This window comes from Chitinophaga sp. G7 BAM 1005, from assembly GCF_057126945.1.
The window spans coordinates 5,028,246-5,046,574 of record NZ_CP181478.1 but is presented as its reverse complement, the minus strand read 5'-3'; the positions used below and the strand labels follow the sequence as shown (position 1 = coordinate 5,046,574).

Annotated in this window: 10 protein-coding genes; 8 read left to right on the top strand and 2 right to left on the bottom strand. The window is 48.5% G+C overall.

The window, feature by feature from the left end; all coding sequences use genetic code 11:
- The first annotated feature begins 159 nt into the window (after positions 1–159).
- The 8 genes from ACMXI2_RS20085 to ACMXI2_RS20050 all read left to right on the top strand — a co-directional run bounded on the left by ACMXI2_RS20085 (position 160) and on the right by ACMXI2_RS20050 (position 16,427).
- The gene (locus ACMXI2_RS20085) at positions 160–1,869 is read left to right on the top strand and encodes a RagB/SusD family nutrient uptake outer membrane protein (protein ID WP_483777853.1); all 1,710 of its coding nucleotides are present in this window, start codon (positions 160–162) and stop codon (positions 1,867–1,869) included.
- A gap of 11 nt (positions 1,870–1,880) precedes the next feature.
- On the top strand, positions 1,881–2,318 hold the full coding sequence (locus ACMXI2_RS20080) for a DUF5004 domain-containing protein (protein WP_483777852.1): 438 nt from the start codon (positions 1,881–1,883) through the stop codon (positions 2,316–2,318).
- Positions 2,319–2,339: 21 nt separating this feature from the next.
- Positions 2,340–3,299, top strand: a complete 960-nt coding sequence (locus ACMXI2_RS20075; protein ID WP_483777851.1) for a DUF4961 domain-containing protein — start codon at positions 2,340–2,342, stop codon at positions 3,297–3,299.
- Between the two features lie 2 nt (positions 3,300–3,301).
- Complete coding sequence (locus ACMXI2_RS20070; RefSeq protein WP_483777850.1) at positions 3,302–6,382, top strand: SusC/RagA family TonB-linked outer membrane protein; 3,081 nt, start codon at positions 3,302–3,304, stop codon at positions 6,380–6,382.
- A 22-nt stretch (positions 6,383–6,404) separates the two neighbouring features.
- Positions 6,405–8,111, top strand: a complete 1,707-nt coding sequence (locus tag ACMXI2_RS20065; RefSeq protein ID WP_483777849.1) for a RagB/SusD family nutrient uptake outer membrane protein — start codon at positions 6,405–6,407, stop codon at positions 8,109–8,111.
- Positions 8,112–8,147: 36 nt separating this feature from the next.
- The gene (locus ACMXI2_RS20060; RefSeq protein ID WP_483777848.1) at positions 8,148–11,210 is read left to right on the top strand and encodes a SusC/RagA family TonB-linked outer membrane protein; all 3,063 of its coding nucleotides are present in this window, start codon (positions 8,148–8,150) and stop codon (positions 11,208–11,210) included.
- Positions 11,211–11,218: 8 nt separating this feature from the next.
- A complete protein-coding gene (locus ACMXI2_RS20055; protein WP_483777847.1) occupies positions 11,219–12,622 on the top strand; it encodes a DUF5005 domain-containing protein in 1,404 nt (467 codons plus the stop codon).
- A 601-nt stretch (positions 12,623–13,223) separates the two neighbouring features.
- Complete coding sequence (locus ACMXI2_RS20050) at positions 13,224–16,427, top strand: TonB-dependent receptor (RefSeq protein ID WP_483777846.1); 3,204 nt, start codon at positions 13,224–13,226, stop codon at positions 16,425–16,427.
- A 56-nt stretch (positions 16,428–16,483) separates the two neighbouring features.
- Here ACMXI2_RS20050 and ACMXI2_RS20045 read toward each other — a convergent pair whose 3' ends face one another.
- Positions 16,484–17,518, bottom strand: a complete 1,035-nt coding sequence (locus ACMXI2_RS20045) for a Fic family protein (RefSeq protein WP_483777845.1) — start codon at positions 17,516–17,518, stop codon at positions 16,484–16,486.
- Between the two features lie 182 nt (positions 17,519–17,700).
- Positions 17,701–18,309 (bottom strand): SIMPL domain-containing protein, encoded by a 609-nt coding sequence (locus tag ACMXI2_RS20040; RefSeq protein ID WP_483777844.1) that lies wholly within the window; start codon positions 18,307–18,309, stop codon positions 17,701–17,703.
- Between the last annotated feature and the right edge of the window lie 20 nt (positions 18,310–18,329).

The window sequence follows — 18,329 nt, the reverse complement described above, 5'->3', positions numbered from 1 at the left end:
TCTTTTTAAGGTGTCATACCATAGGGACAAACAGTAACCAATCAAAAAAGATCCCGCATCATAAGCCACTGTAGAAGACCGCTTTTACAGGCAGGCAATGTCATGCCACGTATGTAAATTTTTATCACCAAAAGCTGGATGCTAACACGTATTAACGTTATGAAAATGAAATTCGCGTTCACTGCTCCTGTATGCCTGTGCATAGGAATTTTTACCCTCGCTTCCTGCGGTAAAAAAAACTTCCTGGATCAGACGGAAACGACTAACCTGGACGAGCAAACGGTATTTGCCGACAGCGCCCGCACTGTCGCTTTCCTCACCAACATTTACGTCGACATTGGCTTTGCGGAAAGCGCTACCCGCTTTGGCAACGGCGGCCTCGACGCCTCCTGTGATGAGGCGGAGCCACAGAAATCCGCCACAGTCACCACCTCCATACAATTTGCCACCGGTACCGTCAACCCTTCCATCATCAGCGCCGATGCCTGGAACCTGCCCTATACCAATATCCGCAGGGTGAACCAGCTGCTGAAACACCTGCCCGGCTCACCCATCCCGTCGTATATCCGCAACGTAATGGGCGCGGAAGCACGCTTCCTGAGAGCATGGTATTATGCCGATCTGCTGAAACACTATGGAGGCGTTCCGCTACTCGGCGACTCTGTGTATAAGGTAGAAGATAAAATCCCCGCAGTGCGCAACTCCTATAAGGAATGTGTGGACTACATCATATCGGAATGTGATGCCGCAGCCGCCGTATTACCGCTGGTGCGGATACGGGAAGACTATGGCCGGGCCAGCGGAGGCGCTGCCCTGGCGCTGAAAGCCAGGGTGCTGCTATACGCCGCCAGCCCGCTCTTTAATGGTGGCGGCATCAACCCGCAGGATGCCCCTACCGGGTACCCCGACAATATGCCGGAACGCTGGAAACTGGCTGCCGCTGCCGCCGCTGCCGTCATGAATACCGCCGCTTATTCTTTGAACGAAGACAATACCACCGCACCCGGGTATGGCTTTTACAAATTATTTACCCTCCGGGTGAACCCGGAATATATCTTCGCCAGGATGCAGGGTGGTAACCGTGAACTCGAAAGCGCCTGGCAACCACCATCGCGGAACGGCGCCCAGGGAGGCTTTCCTTACCAGGGTTTTGTAGACGCCTTCGGCATGGCAAACGGTAAATCTATTACCGACCCCTCGTCAGGCTACAACGCAGCCGATCCATACAGCAACCGCGATCCGCGGCTGGCTTATTCCGTAATCCGTGATCAGACACTGCTGATCCAGAACACCGGCCTGAAAGAACCAGTCAATATTTATCTGGGCCCCGATGGCAAAGGTATCAGTCAGGATGCAGTCCACGCCGGAACCCCCACCGGTTATTACACCAATAAAATGCTCGACGAAAATATCGCCGCCAACTTTATCCACGGTTCGCAACGTTGCTTTCCGCTGATGCGCTATGCAGAGGTCCTCCTGAACTTCGCAGAAGCACAGAACGAATATGCAGGCCCGGTGCAGGAGGTATACAATGCCGTGGAACTGGTGCGTAAACGCGCCGGGCTATCGCCGTATGAATTGCCCGCAGCATTTACAAAAGAACAGATGAGAGAGGCCATCCGCGCGGAAAGGAGAGTGGAACTGGCTTTTGAAGGCCATCGCTTCTGGGATGTGAGAAGATGGAAAATAGCGGCGCAAACGGAAAATAAACAGATGACCGGCATGGAAGTAAAACGCAATGGCGCTAACGTTACCTATACCATCTTCCCCGTACGCAAACACAATTTCCGCGAAGCAATGTACCTGTGGGCTATCCCGCAGGGAGAAACCGCGAAATCGCCCGAGTTAAAACAAAATCCATCCTGGTAAAAAGCAACATGATGAAATCAAGATTCCACATATGTTTACTGATGCCAATACTGGTACTCTTTATCAACTCCTGCCACCGCAATGAAATACTCGTGCCCGAGCCGGTAAAAGATATTGCCGGCGAATGGCGCATCGTGAAAGCAATGCGCAATGGCGTGGATATCACCACACTCACGGACTTCACAAAGTTCAGGATACGGTTCACTACAGATCTTCAATACACCATTGAAAATCCATTGCCCTTTGTAGTCAGTAAAAACGGCAGCTATGCACTGGATGATCCTAAGTATCCTTTCCGGATCAGCTTCAGTCAAACAGGTATCAGCAACCCGGTCAGCACCACCTTCACATACCCGGTGGTGAACGGGAAACGGAACATCAATTTTACGTTCAGTCCCGGCTGCACCGCCAACACATACGACTACACACTTGAAAGATTGAATCCCTGATCCAACACAATACAACACGTTATGAAAAATTATACATACGGTATCGTCCTGTTCCTGCTGCTGCTGGCAGGCTGTGTATTCCTCGATGGGGTGGACGAGCCCCCTGCTGCAAAGGCAGGCGAAGAAATGACCATCGTGATGCATAACCGGATCGATGTGGCGGATGGTGGCCGCACCGGCGTAAGGTTGATCATCGGCTTCCTGGCGCCTAAAAGCTGGGCCGCCGCAGCCAATTCTACCATCACCTACACCACCACTTCATATGGCAACGGTAAAATGGTACCGGTGCCTTCTTCTGTTCTAGCCGGCGGCCTGTCCTGGCCCGCTGCATTGAAAAACAGGTTCGGCATGGGCGGCAACTACATGACAGATAACCTCGAATGGGTGGTGTTCTGGACAGATCAGGCGTATAACGTACCACAAGGTGTAAAAGATAAGATCGATGTAACAATGGTGATCAAACCCGGTCCGGAAAATATACAGTTTAAAACGGGTTATTTCCTCGGCACCAGCAGCGATGGACTCAGCGATGTATTCGGTTCCTGTAATGTATACAAATGCATGTTCAAAGATTGCTTCTCCATTACAGATGGTCAGGGTGATCTTATCGACTTCTGTAATCCGCAGATAGCGGCGGTAAGCCCCGGCGTAGCCACCGACAATGATTTCCTCACCCTGAGCTTCGACCCGGATGTAGTGCCCACAGCGCTCAATGGCGTAGGCAGCATTTATCTCTGCGCAAAAGGATATACCAGCGATGGGCATATCCTCGAAGTTTGCACGCAAACAGACAATTCAAAACTGAAAAGTTATACCGGCAATAAATCAGCTATCACTATCTGGCCCCGCTCATATTTCAACATGCAGGAAGGACAAACGCTGGAGAAGATCGAATACTTTTTTACAGATGCTACCGGCACAGTGAAAGTAGGATTTAGCAATACTGCTGCCCCTTTTGTGTACACATTCAAATGTCAATAACAATGGCTCACAGCTACATCAAAAAATATATTTCAGCCCTTGCCTGTTGTGTACTTACGCTTTGCGCAAATGCACAGGCGCAGCAAACCGGTATCATTTCCGGCCGGCTGATTGATAACTATGGCCAGCCACTTGCAGGGGCGGCCATCTCCGTAAAAAATACCGGCGACACCACCAGCAGCACTACCAACGGTACATTCAGTATCCATGCTGCGCTGAACAGCACACTCGTTATCCGGTATCCCGGCTACAAAGCAATAGAACAAAAAATACGCGACACCGCAGCGCTCACACTGCGCATGGATGAACTGTTTATCCCTTTACCACAACGTATTCCCGTACTCTATGGAGATGCCTCACCAAAAAGTTCAGTAGGCTCCATTGCTACGGTATACACCAATCAATTATCCACCACACCGGCTACATTGTATGCCTATGCGCTACCAGGCCGTTTGGCAGGACTCTACACCCAGCAGGTAAGCGGGTTCCGGAATCCGGGCACGGGTAATAATTTTGATGTAGACATCTTCATCGGGAATATTCCTAAACCAGGTGCATCGGAACCCAATGATAACACCGAAATGAATTTATCGTTACGCGGGCAGGTACCGGTAACGATGGTAGACGGAATTCAGCGGGATGTATTTTCCATCGATCCGGAAAATATAGAATCGATTTCAGTGCTGAAAGATGGATTGTCTACTATCATGCTTGGTCAACGCAGTTCCCGCGGCGTATTACTGGTCACCACCAAACGGGCCCGCGCGGGCAAACCACGCGTATCCTTTACTGCACAAACAGGCATACAGCAGTCCCTTAGCCTGCCAAAGCCATTACCCGCATGGCAGTATGCCTACCTGCTGAACGAAGCGCTGCAGAATGATGGTAAAGCGCCACTATACAAGGAAGCCGACTTCATCGCATTCCGCGATCATACAAAACCTTATACCAACCCGGATGTGAATTGGTACAACACCATCCTGCAGGATAATGCGCCCATGTCCCGCTACAACCTCAACATCAACGGCGGTGGTAATGTAGCCCGGTATTCCGTGTCACTCAATTATACCGGTCAGCAGGGTATCTTCAAAACTTCTTCCGATAACAACTATAATACCAACGCAGGATTAAAGCGTTACCTGATCAATACCGATGTAAACATCGATGTTACCCGTAACCTTAATGTAGGTATGCAGCTCTTTGGCCGCCTCCAGGAAGGAACACAGCCGGGCGCAGGAACGAATAATATATTGGGAACACTCCTGGGAACACCCAATGGAGCATATCCCGTTTACAATCCTAACGGCAGCTGGGGTGGTACCACCAATCTAACCAGCAACCTCCTGTCGCAAACCATCAACAGCGGCTATATACAGGACAACAGCAAAGATGTGATGGCAAATGTAGATCTGCGCTACAACCTCGGCGACTGGCTGCCCGGACTGTCTGTAAAAGGGAAAGGCAACCTGTCTATACAATCGGCGAATGCAATAGACCGCAGTAAAAATGACCTGGTATACCGGGTAACCATCACAGATGAAGACACCCTGTATACCAAAGCCGGCAACGCCGTGGCGCAGCAGAATAATTTCATCTCCGTTTTTAACGCGCAGTATTTCTTTGGACAGGTATCACTGAACTACGACAGGCAGTTTGGACCCCACGGCGTGAATGCCGTAGTGCTGGCTGATACCAGGCAAACCATCTTTAACTATGATCTGCCCGGTAAATCCACCAACCTATCAGGTAAAGTGGCCTACAACTACGCCAATAAATATTTCATAGAAGGCGCCCTTAACAGGAGCGGCTTTAACCGGTATCTGCCCGGCAAACAATACGGTACCTTCTTCGGTGGCGGTATCGGCTGGGACCTCGCGCAGGAGAGTTTTCTCAAAGAAAACAACGGTTGGTTAAACCAGTTGAAACTAAGAGGTACCTACGCACACACCGGCAACGGTATCGATAATTCCGGCTACTACATCTGGCGCCAGGACTTTAGCGAAGATAATGGCATTGGCGGCGGCATCTACTCCCAGGGAACGGCACGCTCCCCGGCTTCCGGCTTCAAAGAGAACGGCCTGGCCAATGTGAATATCTCCTGGGAAACAGCACGCAAACTGGATGTGGGAATGGACCTGTCATTATTCAATAACAGGTTGCAGATAACAGGCGATTACTACCACGACCGATACGAAAACCTCTTACAGATACGTGGAAAAAGTATTGCCCTCTCCGGCGCTGCTTATCCCCCGGAAAATATCGGCATTAACCTGTACCAGGGCGGAGAACTCACCGCAACCTACCAGGGCAGGATAAAGCAGCTTAATTTTTTTGTGACTGCCAACGGAAGTATAGAAGGTACGAAGGTGGTGTTTATAGATGAACAGCGCCGCGACTACAACTGGAACAAAAGAACAGGACAGCCGGTAGGCATGCGCTTCGGATACATAGCAGACGGCTTTTTTGCGTCAGCAGAAGAAGCTGCCGGCAGTGCTACCATCGCCGGTTACAAGCCGCTGCCGGGCGACATACGTTACAAGGATCTCAACGGCGATGGCGTCATCAACCAGTTTGATGAAGCACCCATCGGTACTGATAAACCACGTATTTATTATGGCGTTAACATCGGATTTTCCTGGAAAGGAATAGAAGCAAGCATATTGTTACAGGGTGTAACCAACAGGGTTAATTATGTAGATAATTTTGCCACCGAAGCAGGTTTCCAGTTCCAGAACTTTACTTACGGGCAGGCGTATGAACAGATCACCGGCCGGTGGACACCGGAAACAGCAGGTACTGCAACCTATCCACGCTTAACTGCTGATGCCAACAATAACTACAATAAATTCAGTTCCTCTTTTTGGGTACGCAATGGCAATTACTTCCGCCTGAAAAATATAAACGTCGCTTACAATCTCCCTTACAGCTGGACAAGCCGCGTGCGGCTCGGCAGCGTAAAGGTGTTTGCCAATGCGCAAAATCTGTTTACACACGCTGCATACGATTTCGTTGACCCCGAAGTAGGAGTGGGAGCCTATCCCATCCAGCGGGTACTGAACACCGGTATCAACATAAAATTCTAGTCAGCCATCTAAACAACGCACCATGAAACATTTCCGCATATTGATCTTCCTGGCCGGCTGTATGACAGTCATCATCAGCTGCAGAAAAGATTATGAAGTTATTCCACTCGAAAAAGTAACCATCGGGTATGTATTTGACCAGGATGATTCACTGGGTACCTATGCCAACAAATTTCTTAACAGCATCTATTCTAAACTTCCCGGTGGCTACAACCGCGTAGGCGGCGATTTGCTCGACGCCGCGTCAGACGATGCCATCTCCGGTTTGGTGGGTACCTCCGCGGTATCACAGCTCGCAACCGGCGCGTACACTTCCTATGCGCCCATCGCAGATGAATCACCCTGGAACAACTGCTACGCCGCTATCCGTGCTGCCAGTCTTTTTGTGTCCAACATCGATGTATCGCCCGTAAAAGAAAAATTACCCAACGGCGCCTCTATCCGCTACGCATGGAAGGCAGAAGCCCGTTTTATCAGGGCCCTGTTTTATTTTGAACTGCTGAAACGCTATGGGGGCATACCACTGATGGGAGATAAAGTAAGAGAGTTGGGAGATGATGTGCAGATACCACGCAGCTCTTTCTCAGATTGTGTAAACTATATTGTAAACGAATGCAATGCCATCAAAGACAGTCTGCGACCCAATCCTGTTGTGGCGCCGGAGCTGAACAGTCACCGCGCCACCAGGGGCGCTGCACTGGCATTAAAAGCGCGCGTGTTGCTATATGCCGCCAGTCCCTTGTTCAATGGACAAAATATGGAGGCCAATAATCCGCTCACAGGTTACAACAGTTATGATAAAGCCCGCTGGAAACAAGCCGCAGACGCCGCCCGCGAGTTGATCAATGAAAGAACTTTTTCGTTGGCGCCCAATTTCAAAGACGTATTCATTACCCAAAACAACAGTGAGGTTATCTTCTTCCGCCAGGGGGGAAACACTACGGAAATTGAAAGTACCAACGGACCGGTAGGTTTTGCCGCGGTAGCGAGAGGGCGCACCAATCCCACCCAGGAACTGGTAGATGCCTTCCCTACCAATGCCGGGCTACCGATCACCGATCCGGCATCCGGCTACAACTCCAATGATCCCTATGCCCGCCGCGATCCGCGCCTGGCCATGAGCATCCTGTACAACGGCGCCCGCTGGCTGAATACAGAGCTGCAAACATTTCAGGGCGGTCAGCACAAACCGGGCGGCGCAGAACCCGGCACGCAAACATCTTATTACATGCGCAAGTTCATGGGCAACTTTGAAAATGCCACGCAATACAGCAATACCAGCCACGACTGGATCATCCTGCGCTACACGGAAGTACTGCTCAATTTTGCAGAAGCAGAAAATGAGTCCAACGGTCCCACCGCAGAAGTATACCAGGTGTTGAAGGATCTGCGCGCACGTGCAGGTATTGCAGCAGGCAGCAATGGCATGTACGGGCTCAAAGAAAATATGACAGCAGATGAAATGCGTAACATCGTGCACAACGAAAGAAGGATAGAACTGGCCTTTGAAGAACACCGCTTCTGGGATATCCGCCGCTGGAAAATTGCGCAGCAGGTGTACGGAAAATCACTGCACGGCATGAACATCATCAAGGATGGCCCGGCCTTTAACTACAACGTAGCCGTAGTATTTAAACCGGTGTTTATAGCGCCCAAAATGTATCTGTATCCCATTCCATACGATGAAGTGGTGAAGAACGATAACATGCGCCAGAATCCGGGCTGGTAAAGTCATATTCCTTACAAGAAATTTAACTGACTGAAGATGAAAAATATTATACTGTTTCTCCTGCTGCTGGTTGCTGCACCATTCTCCGCAACGGCCCAGCAAAAAAATATAAGTGGTACCGTGAAAGATGTGAATGGGGTGCTGCCCGGCGCTTCCATTTCGGAAAAGGGCGTGCCCACCAACGGCGTGATAGCCGATGCCAACGGCCGGTTCAAACTCGCCCTGAAAGGCAGCTCCCATACCTTGCTCGTAAAACTGATCGGGTTTTCCGCCCAGGAAGTGGATATTGCCGGCCGCGATGCCGTGGATGTAGTGTTGCAGTCTTCCACCCAGGGCATTGATGAAGTGGTGGTGGTAGGGTTCAATACCGCTAAACGTATCACCAGCACCGGCGCCGTAAGCGCTATTACCGGTGCTGAAATCAGGAATGTACCTACCGCCAACGTGCAGAATGCACTGATGGGAAAGCTGCCGGGATTCGTTTCACAGCAGCGTTCCGGTCAGCCGGGAAAGGATGCTTCCGATTTTTTTATCCGCGGCGTTAGCTCGCTCAACAGCGATGGGAATAAACCGCTGATCATTGTGGACGACATAGAATATTCTTATGATCAGCTGCAACAGATCAACGTGAATGAGATTGAAAGTATCTCCATCCTGAAAGATGCTTCCACCACGGCGATCTATGGTATCAAAGGCGCTAACGGCGTACTGGTGGTGGCTACCCGCCGTGGCAAAGTGGGACTTCCGCAGGTAAACCTCCGCGTGGAATCAGGGCAGCAGTCGCCGGTGAAAACACCAAAATTTTTGAATTCCTATGATGCTGCTACACTCGTAAATGAAGCTTACAAAAACGATGGACTGGCGCCGAAGTTTACCGCCCGGGACCTTGAGTTATTTAAAACCGGCGCCGATCCCTACGGCCACCCGGATATCAACTGGTATGACGCCGTATTCAAAAAACACGCTTACCAGGCCAATACCAACGTAGATATTTCCGGTGGAACAGAAGCGGTGAAATACTTTATCTCCGGCGGGTTTCTCACACAGAACGGGTTGGTGAAAGACTTCTCTGATCCAAGAAACGAAGTGAATACAAACTACTTCTTCCGCAGGTATAATTTCCGCTCCAATCTCGATATGCGCGCTACCAAAACGTTAACCATGCGGCTCAATCTCACCACCCGTTTCGGTGACATTAACCAGCCGCGGTCGGCCAACGTGGTATCAGAAGTATACAATTTTGAAAAAATACATCCGTATTCGGCGCCCATGATGAACCCTAACGGCAGCTACGCTTATGCCGTGGATACAAAGGATGCATTGCCCACACTCAACGCACGACTCGCCAACGGCGGCTACAGCCGCACCAAAAGAACGGACTTCGATGTGCTGTACGACATCACACAGCAGCTCGATTTCCTGACGAAAGGATTGTCGCTCACAGGCCGTGTGGCATACGGCGGTATCGAACAGTATGCAAGAAATTTATTCCGCGAAGCGGAACCGCCATCGTATTACTATAACCCGGCCGATCAGTCGTACACCCTCGATCCCCGCGGCAACTACCGCCTGCAAAAGTACAGGGTAACAGGTAACACAGACCTCTATAGCCGCAATGTGAATACACAGGCTTTCCTCAGCTATAACCGTGTTTTCGGTGATCACACCTTTAATGCATTGGCGCTGTATAACAGGCAAAGCTATACGTCGAAGGCAGACATTCCTGCCAACTTCAGGGGCTTCTCCTTTAAGGCAGGCTACAACTACAAACAGAAATACCTGCTCGATTTTAATGGCGCCTACAATGGTTCCGACAGGTTCCAGGCGAAGAAACGTAATGGCTTCTTCCCCGCTGTGGGAGTGGGCTGGAGTATTTCAGAAGAACCATTCTTTAAAAAGAACAACAGCTTTGTAAGTCTCCTGAAAGTGCGTGGTTCATACGGTGTGGTAGGCTCCGACGTTACTTCAGGTAACCGTTACCTGTACCGCCAGGAATATATCAATGGCGGCGGTTATTCTTTCGGGGAGAATGATACACAATCCGGCTCCATCTATGAAGGCGATCTTGGCAACATGGACGTGAGCTGGGAAAAAGCAAAAAAGGCAGACGTGGGGATCGATGTAAATCTTTTTAAAGACAAACTATCTTTTACGGTAGATTATTTTCACGATATCCGCTTCGATCAGCTGGTACGCAAAGGCTCTGTGCCTAACATGATAGGCATTGGCTACAGCCCCACCAACGTGGCCAGAACCAGCAACCAGGGCTTCGACGGGCAGATCAACTACCGGGGAAATATCCGCCAGGTGAACTTTAATACCAGTCTCGTATTCCAATACTTCAAAAACAAAGTACTGTTTAAAGACGAAGCACAACCCGCCTATCCCTGGCTGCGGCAAACTGGACTGCCCATCGATCAGCCATTCGGATACACCTTTATTGGTTTCTACACACCCGAAGATATCCAGAAGATCCAGGCCAATACACATGATAAACCCGCCACACCACTCAGCGAATATCCCATCCAGGCGGGCGATCTCAAATACAAAGATATTAACGGCGATGGTGTAATTGATAACAACGACCAGGGCCCCATTGGCAAACCCAATCTGGCCAGCACGGTGCTGGGTCTTACGCTTGGCGCCAACTACAAAGGCTTCAGCATCAACCTGCTGTTCCAGGGTTCTTTCGGATACAGCTTCAGTGTAGTGGGCACCGGTATAGAAACGTTCCAGAGCCAGTTCCAGCCAATTCACCAGCAAAGATGGACGCCGGAGAATGCAGATAAAGCGCAGTTCCCGCGGCTCACCAGCAATCCTACCACCGTAAACAGTGCGCGTACATATATGTCGGATTTCTGGCTGATAGATGCCCGCTATGTGCGGCTGAAAACGGTGGACCTGGGCTATCAGCTGCCCAGCCGCTGGCTGCCGGGCCGGTTGAATAATGCACGTGTGTACCTGAGTGCGTATAACCTGTTTACGTGGACCAACTACGATAAATACCAGCAGGATCCCGAAGTAGCAAGTAACTCCGCCGGTGATGCATACATCAATCAGCGTGTGGTAAACCTGGGTCTCCAAATCAGCTTTAAATAAATAATCTTATGAACAAAATGCTATTGCTATTGATCACCGGCGGCATTTTCACTTCCTGTGTGAAGAACCCGCTCAGTGGTTATCAAAGCCAGGAACGCGCCATCATCTCCTTCCGGCTGCCGGAAGGCCAGGTGGGTACTTCAGAGATAGTAAACGGAGCAGATTCTGCTACCGTTACCGTATGGGTAGAAGATGATGCGGACCTGAGCGCCGTGAGCCCTTTGGTAATGGTGTCCAAAAATGCCACGGTACTGCCTGCGCCGGGAGTGAAGGTGGATTTTTCTGCTAACAACAACCGTTATGCTTACCGGGTTACTTCCGAAGCAGGAACACAAAAATACTGGTATGTGCGGATCCTGAAAAAGAACCAGGCCACTGCCGGCCCGCGTTTGCAACTGCTGCCAAACAATGGCCAGTGGAATCCGGCGGTAACGGTATACAGCGATCTTGATTACAACGATTATCTTACCCGCTACCAGGGCTGGAATGGCGGCGATGGCTGCTATTCGGTATTACTGCCGGATGGCCGTCTCCTATGGTCATTCCAGGATAGTTTCTTCGGGCAGGTAAGCGCCGACCGTAACCGCACCAACAACGTGATGCTCCGCAACGCTGCACACCTGCAACTGGATACCTCCCTGCAAAGCTTTGTTCAACTTAACCCCGGTTCAGGTAATGCCAGTCAAACCTGGATCAAATATGGCGCCGCACCCGAAGACCAGGACTGGTACTGGCCCGGCGCCGGACAGGTATATAACAATAAAGTGCAGATGCTGTTAAGTCATGTGAAGAAAACCGGCAGCGGCGCCTGGGACTTTGCGCACGTAAGCACAGATCTCGCCATTTTCGATTTACCCTCCATGCAGCTGAACCAGTTGATCCAGGATAAAGACGTACTCAGTAACTACAGCGCCGGCAGCATGAAAGCCCCCGATGGCTATACATACATGTACAGCACCGAAAATGGTTTTCTCACCTCTTCTATGTACGTCGCCCGCGCAGCCAATCATGATCTGACGGGAACCTGGGAATATTACAACGGCGCCGGATGGAGCACCACCCCGGTAAAGTATAATGTTTGTAATGACATCAGCCAGCCGAATGTGTTTTATAAAAATGGCAAGTATTACCTCGTATCGCAGCAGATTATTTTCGGACTGGATATCTATATTCTTGAATCAAACACCCCTGTAGGACCGTGGACGAACAAACGGACACTGTACCATATCCCGGATCAATACAGCGTAGGTTTCATCAGTTATAATTCGTTTGTGCATCATGCACTCAGCAGGGAAGGGGAGCTGGTGATTTCTTACAATATCAATCCCACTGATTTTTCTACTAACTTCAATAGTCCCGGTAGTGCTGACAGGTACAGACCGTATTTTGTACGGGTGTTTAACTGGCAATAAGCGGAGGTTGTCTTTCTCCGGATTGCGCTGATTTTATTGATTTACTTTTTGTGATTTGGGAAGATTAGCGCACTGCCAGATTTTAATTGCTGTATTAAATTGGCCTTATTTTCGCTTTTTGTGTGCTTTCCGGAAAATTCAATGAAATTAAAAGGTTTTTAAGAAGGTGAGCGGCATTTATGCAATGATGTATTGAATGCCGTTCACTCACTTTTAGCACTCCGTTTCACTTTTTGAGTCGTATAGTCTACAACGCCCGGTATTTTTTCGTCTGTAAAGCCCTATGGTAAAGGGCCCTGTGATCAAGTCCACGTCCCCTCCACGTCCCCTCCGGGTTATCTCCATGTATTAAGCATGTACTAAGTATATGCGAAGCGTATGCAAAGTAACCATGAAGCATCCCGCAGTCAGTCTTTAAGCACGCTTTATTCAGCGCGCAATTTCCGTTAATTAGATATCGATTATAGCATATGTATGCTGAATCTATGTTGCTTTTTATTTACTACTAAAATGAGTACCCATAGCTATCCTGTGTAAAATTTGTTAATAAAAGGTTACGAAAAAACGATACATTCATAGTCAACCAAAATCAACTGCTGCTATGAGAAATCCAGTTCTTACCGGATGCCTGACCTTATTATGTCTGCTCACCAGCGTATTTGTCAATGCACAGGTAACCACTGCCACCCTGAGTGGCACTATTCAAAGTAAGGATGGCAAACCATTAGCCGGCGCCACCGTAAAAATCGAATACCGGGAGGCGGGCATCAGCAAAGTCATTATTACCCAAAATAATGGCTCCTTCCAGGTACCTAATCTCCGGGTAGGTGGCCCTTACAAAGTGACTGCCTCTTTCGTGGGTTATTCAGAGAAATCGGAAGAGAACATCTTCCTCGAACTGGGACAAAACACAGCGCTGGACTTACAGCTGGAACTCAGCTCTGCTAACCTCTCGGCCATCACTGTTACCGGCCGTTCCAAAATTTTCGATAACCAGCGTACAGGCGCCTCTTCCAATATCAGCTCACGGCAATTGCGCCAATTGCCAACTATTTCCCGCTCTGCAGACGATTTTACGAGGCTCACTCCCTCCGCTTCTGCAACGATCAACGGTACCTCTTTCGCCGGCCGCAACGGGCAATACAACAACTATTCACTCGATGGCGCCGTATTCAATAATCCATTTGGCCTGGATGCGCCTACACCCGGCGGACAAACAGGCGCTCAACCCATTTCTCTCGACGCCATCGACCAGATACAGGTGAACCTGGCGCCCTATGATGTAACCCAGGCGGGCTTCACCGGCGCCGGCGTTAATACCGTTACCAAGTCGGGTACCAATACTTTCGGCGGTACCGTTTACGGTTTTTATCGCAACCAGGGCATGACCGGCAAAAAAGTGGATGGCAACAAAATAGCCGTACCCGACCTCACACAACTACAGGCGGGCTTTGCAGTAGGAGGCGCCATTGTCAAAAACAAACTTTACTATTTCGCCAATTTTGAAACGGAACAACGGGACGATGCCGCCAGTAGCTATGTGGCCCGTACTGCCAGCAACGGTAACAATAATAATACTTCCCGCGTGCTGGAATCGGACCTGGTAGCCGTAAGCGATATCCTGCGGGACAAGTTCGACTATGAAACCGGTCCCTGGCAGGGTTTTAATCTCAAACAAAAAAATTATAAGTGGCTGGCAAAACTGGATTGGGTGATCAACGAAAATCATAGCCTGGCTTTTACCTATAATGGCCTGCAGGCAACTAAAGAAAAACCTGCACACCCCAATGCTATCCGCGATCGTGGCCCCGATTACCAAACCTTGCAGTTCAGGAATTCCGGCTACGAAATCGAAAATAGATTGCAGTCCTTCGGCGCTGAGTTGAAGTCCAGCTTCGGCAACCACTACGCCAATAAGCTCAGAGCCGTGTATACCACTTTCAAGGATAAAAGAACGCCTTTCTCCGAACCCTTTCCGGTACTGAATATCACCAAGTATGGTACCATGTACATCGTAGCCGGGCATGAGCCATTTTCCATCAACAACCGGCTGAACCAGGATGCTTTCCAGGTAACAGATAATTTCAACATCATCCTCCCAAAACATACAATTACTGTTGGAGGATCTTATGAGTCCTTTAAATTCGGGAACTCATTTAACCTCACCGGTTATGGCGCCACCCTCTTCAGTGATGCGGATATCCAGGTTTTTAAAGACAGTGTACCGGTTAGCGGTAAATATGTTTTTGGCGCATACCCTCTGGATGTTGATGTAGCGGCAGCAAGAGCCGCAGGCGCCGCCGATAAATGGAACTGGTATTATATCACGGTGGCACAGTTATCAGCCTATTTGCAGGATGAATGGAAGGCCTCCGATAACCTGCGGGTTACCTTCGGTCTACGGATGGATATTCCTCTTTATATGAATTCCTCTTTTCAATCGCCGGATGGCAAAAAAACTTCACCAACCATTCCAAATAATGATGACCTGACCCTCTTCGATGAACACGGAGAACCGGTTACAAACGGCCAGGGAAAACAACTGGATAATACCCGGCTTCCTTCGTCTAAACCCCTGTTCTCCCCGAGGGTCGGTTTCAACTGGGATGTAAAAGCCGACAAAAGCTTACAGCTAAGAGGCGGTTCCGGTCTCTTTACCGGCCGCTTCCCGTTTGTTTGGATTGGTAACCAGATCGGTAACCCCACTTCCGGGTTTTATTGTGCCACCGACCGCGATTTTAAATGGCCGCAGATCTGGCGTACCAACATCGGCGCCGATATCAGGGCCGGGCAGGGAACTATCTTCAGTGTGGATGTAGCCTACTCGAAAGATGTAAACGCCATGATGGTAAGAAACTATAAACTGGGTACGCCTACCGGATCATTGAACAGCGGTATCGGCGATACACGAAGCGTTTATAAAGACACCGACAAAGGTGCTGTGAATGCGTATATTTTCACCAATACAAAAACAGGCGACCAGTTCAATACCAGCTTCACCGTTCAGAAAACGTTCAGCAACAACCTGTTTTTATACGGCGCCTATAATTACCTGGTGTCGCGCGATGCAAGCTCTATTTCAGCAGAGATCAGCGGCGACGCATTCGACCGGAACCCTATTCTCAATAACGCCAACGAGGCCAGGAATACGCCTTCCCTCTATGGAAACACCCACCGCTTCGTAGTAGCTGCCAGCAAAAAGTTCAACTACGGAAAAGGTAAATATGCCACCACCGTTTCCCTCTTCGGTAACTGGAGCAGTGGTAACCGCTTCGCCTATATCTATGGAGGAGACATCAACAACGATGGTACTACCAGCAACGACCTGCTCTATGTTCCAAAGAATAGCGAAATCGACTTAATGCAATTTGCACCTCTTACTGATGTAAACGGCGTAGTGCAGAATGCCGCAGCCCAGAAAGCTGCGTATAAAGCATTCATCGAACAGGATCATTACCTGAGAAGCCGGCGGGGAATGTACACAGAAAAATATGCAGGAGTGAGTCCCTGGTTCAGCCAGGTGGATATGCGCGTATTACAGGACTTTTATTTTAAGACCGGGGAGAAAATCCGGACGGTGCAAATCAGCCTGGATGTAGTTAACCTCGGTAACCTGATCAGCAGTAAATGGGGCGTCCGGAAGTATGCGAGCAACTCGGGGTATTTCCAGCCGATATCTGTAACGGGCGTAACCAATGGAGTACCCACTTACCAGTTCGATCCTTCTTTGAAAGAAACCTTTATTGCCAGCCCGGATTTGTTAAGCCGCTGGCAAACGCAGCTGGGGTTGCGGTTTATTTTCTAGTTCTGGCGAAGTATAATGATATAGCCCGTAAGTTGTTATGCTTGCGGGCTATATCTTTAAAAGTAAGTATTCACTGCGAACTCATATTGGTCTATAAATATCTTTTTGAAGGCACTGATGTTATTCTGTTCATAGAAGATAAGCATGGCTTCTTTGTAGAGTACAGAATCAACAGTACGGAAAGATAAAGGGCAGTATTGATGTGCGATTAGTATTGCGTTACTAATAATACGCGCCGTCCTTTTGTTGCCGTCAGCAAATGCCTGTATATAGGATAGTAGAATTAATGCCAATAAAGCTTTTTCAAATACGTTGTCTTTGGCATTGATTAGTTCACACATATCGCGTAATGCTTCGCGAATCTGGTGTTCATTATCCAGTGGGCGATAGTTAGTGCCAGTGATACCAACTCTCCCGCTACGGATATTGCGGTTTACACCAAGATCCCGAACGAGTATACTGTGAATATCTTCGATACGGCTTACTGTTAGTGGCACAACATAATCGGGATGTTCAATGATGAAATTCAGTGCCTCTTTATGATTGAGCAACATAGTAGCGTCGTCTTTAGGCTTGCCTTCTGCGGTTTCTTTTTCCTTTAGGAGACGTTCAGTTTCAAGCAAAGAGTAGGTATTACCTTCAATCTGTGATGATTTCCAGCTTAGGTCGATGGCCAGGCGTTCCTGTTCCTTGTGATATTCAGTGGGGGATAGGCTGGAGACGTTTTTTCTAAATGTATTATGTAGTGCCTGTAAGTGTTGTTGTTCCTCAGTAGTAAACAATGTTGTATTGACCAGGATATTAGTGATCAAAAACAGGTTAAAGTCGCTTTTAATGGTTCGTTGATCCTGTTCCAATTTGAAGTATTCATCAATACTAACCGGATGTAGCAGTTTATATGATGGGCTGATGAAATACCTGGTCCCTTTTCCTTTCCCTTCCGTAACAATCAGGGTTTCTTTCAGTAGTTGGGTTAGTGTTCTCTTGAGGGTCGCATAAGCTATATGAAGAGTCATTCCATCATAGATTTCCTTTGAGGAAAGAGATGGGTTATTCGTAATGTAGGCAAGTATTTGTTCCTTCTGGCTCATTGAAAAGTCATTTGTGGCTCAAAGTTAAGATATTTTGAGCTACAAATGACTGTTTTTTGAGCTTTAATTGAAATAAGGCTCAAAGGGATATCTAATAAGGCTCAATAAGTGGACTAAATGAGCTTGATTACGATACCTTTTGAGCCTTAATGCTGGGAGATAACAAATGAATGACAGGCCGGCTACTCTATCAGAAATTTAACAGACAGATAGTAATATTGATCTGTAACCGGCCTATAAGAGAGGTTTTCTTCAGATCCTGATTCAGGAGAGCTAAGATCTGTAACCGTAATAGCCGCGCCTAGTTTTCTATTGATTGCCTTTGCAATGCTGGCGGCCTTTTCTTTGCTGTCGCTAAATGCGGTCTCATATAGTTTTTTACTGTCTTTAACAGGCTTAAATTTTAACCTTGTGCTTATTATATTCACTACAACTCCGTTTGCCAATTTTGCAACTTTTAAAAGTTCTTCTTTGGAGCGGGTTTCAAATGTGTATAAGTTGCCTTCCCTGTAATATTGCAACGTCTGATAACCCATCTTATCTTCTTTAAACCGGCTTTCCTCAAAACCTGCTGCTTTAGCCTGGGCAAAAAAAGCACTCTTAAGATCTTCAAAAGTTTTTTTCCCGTCATCTTCTCTCAATTCGTCTATTATTGCAAAATCTATCAGGTAGGATTCAATTTCCCGGTCTATTTTGGCAATGCCCCTCACTTCGATGGAGCTCTCCTTTTCCTGGGAATAACTATTCAATGCTGCAAACAATATCATTGCAGCCAGTAGTATTTTTTTCATTGGTTTATTTTTGACTTACT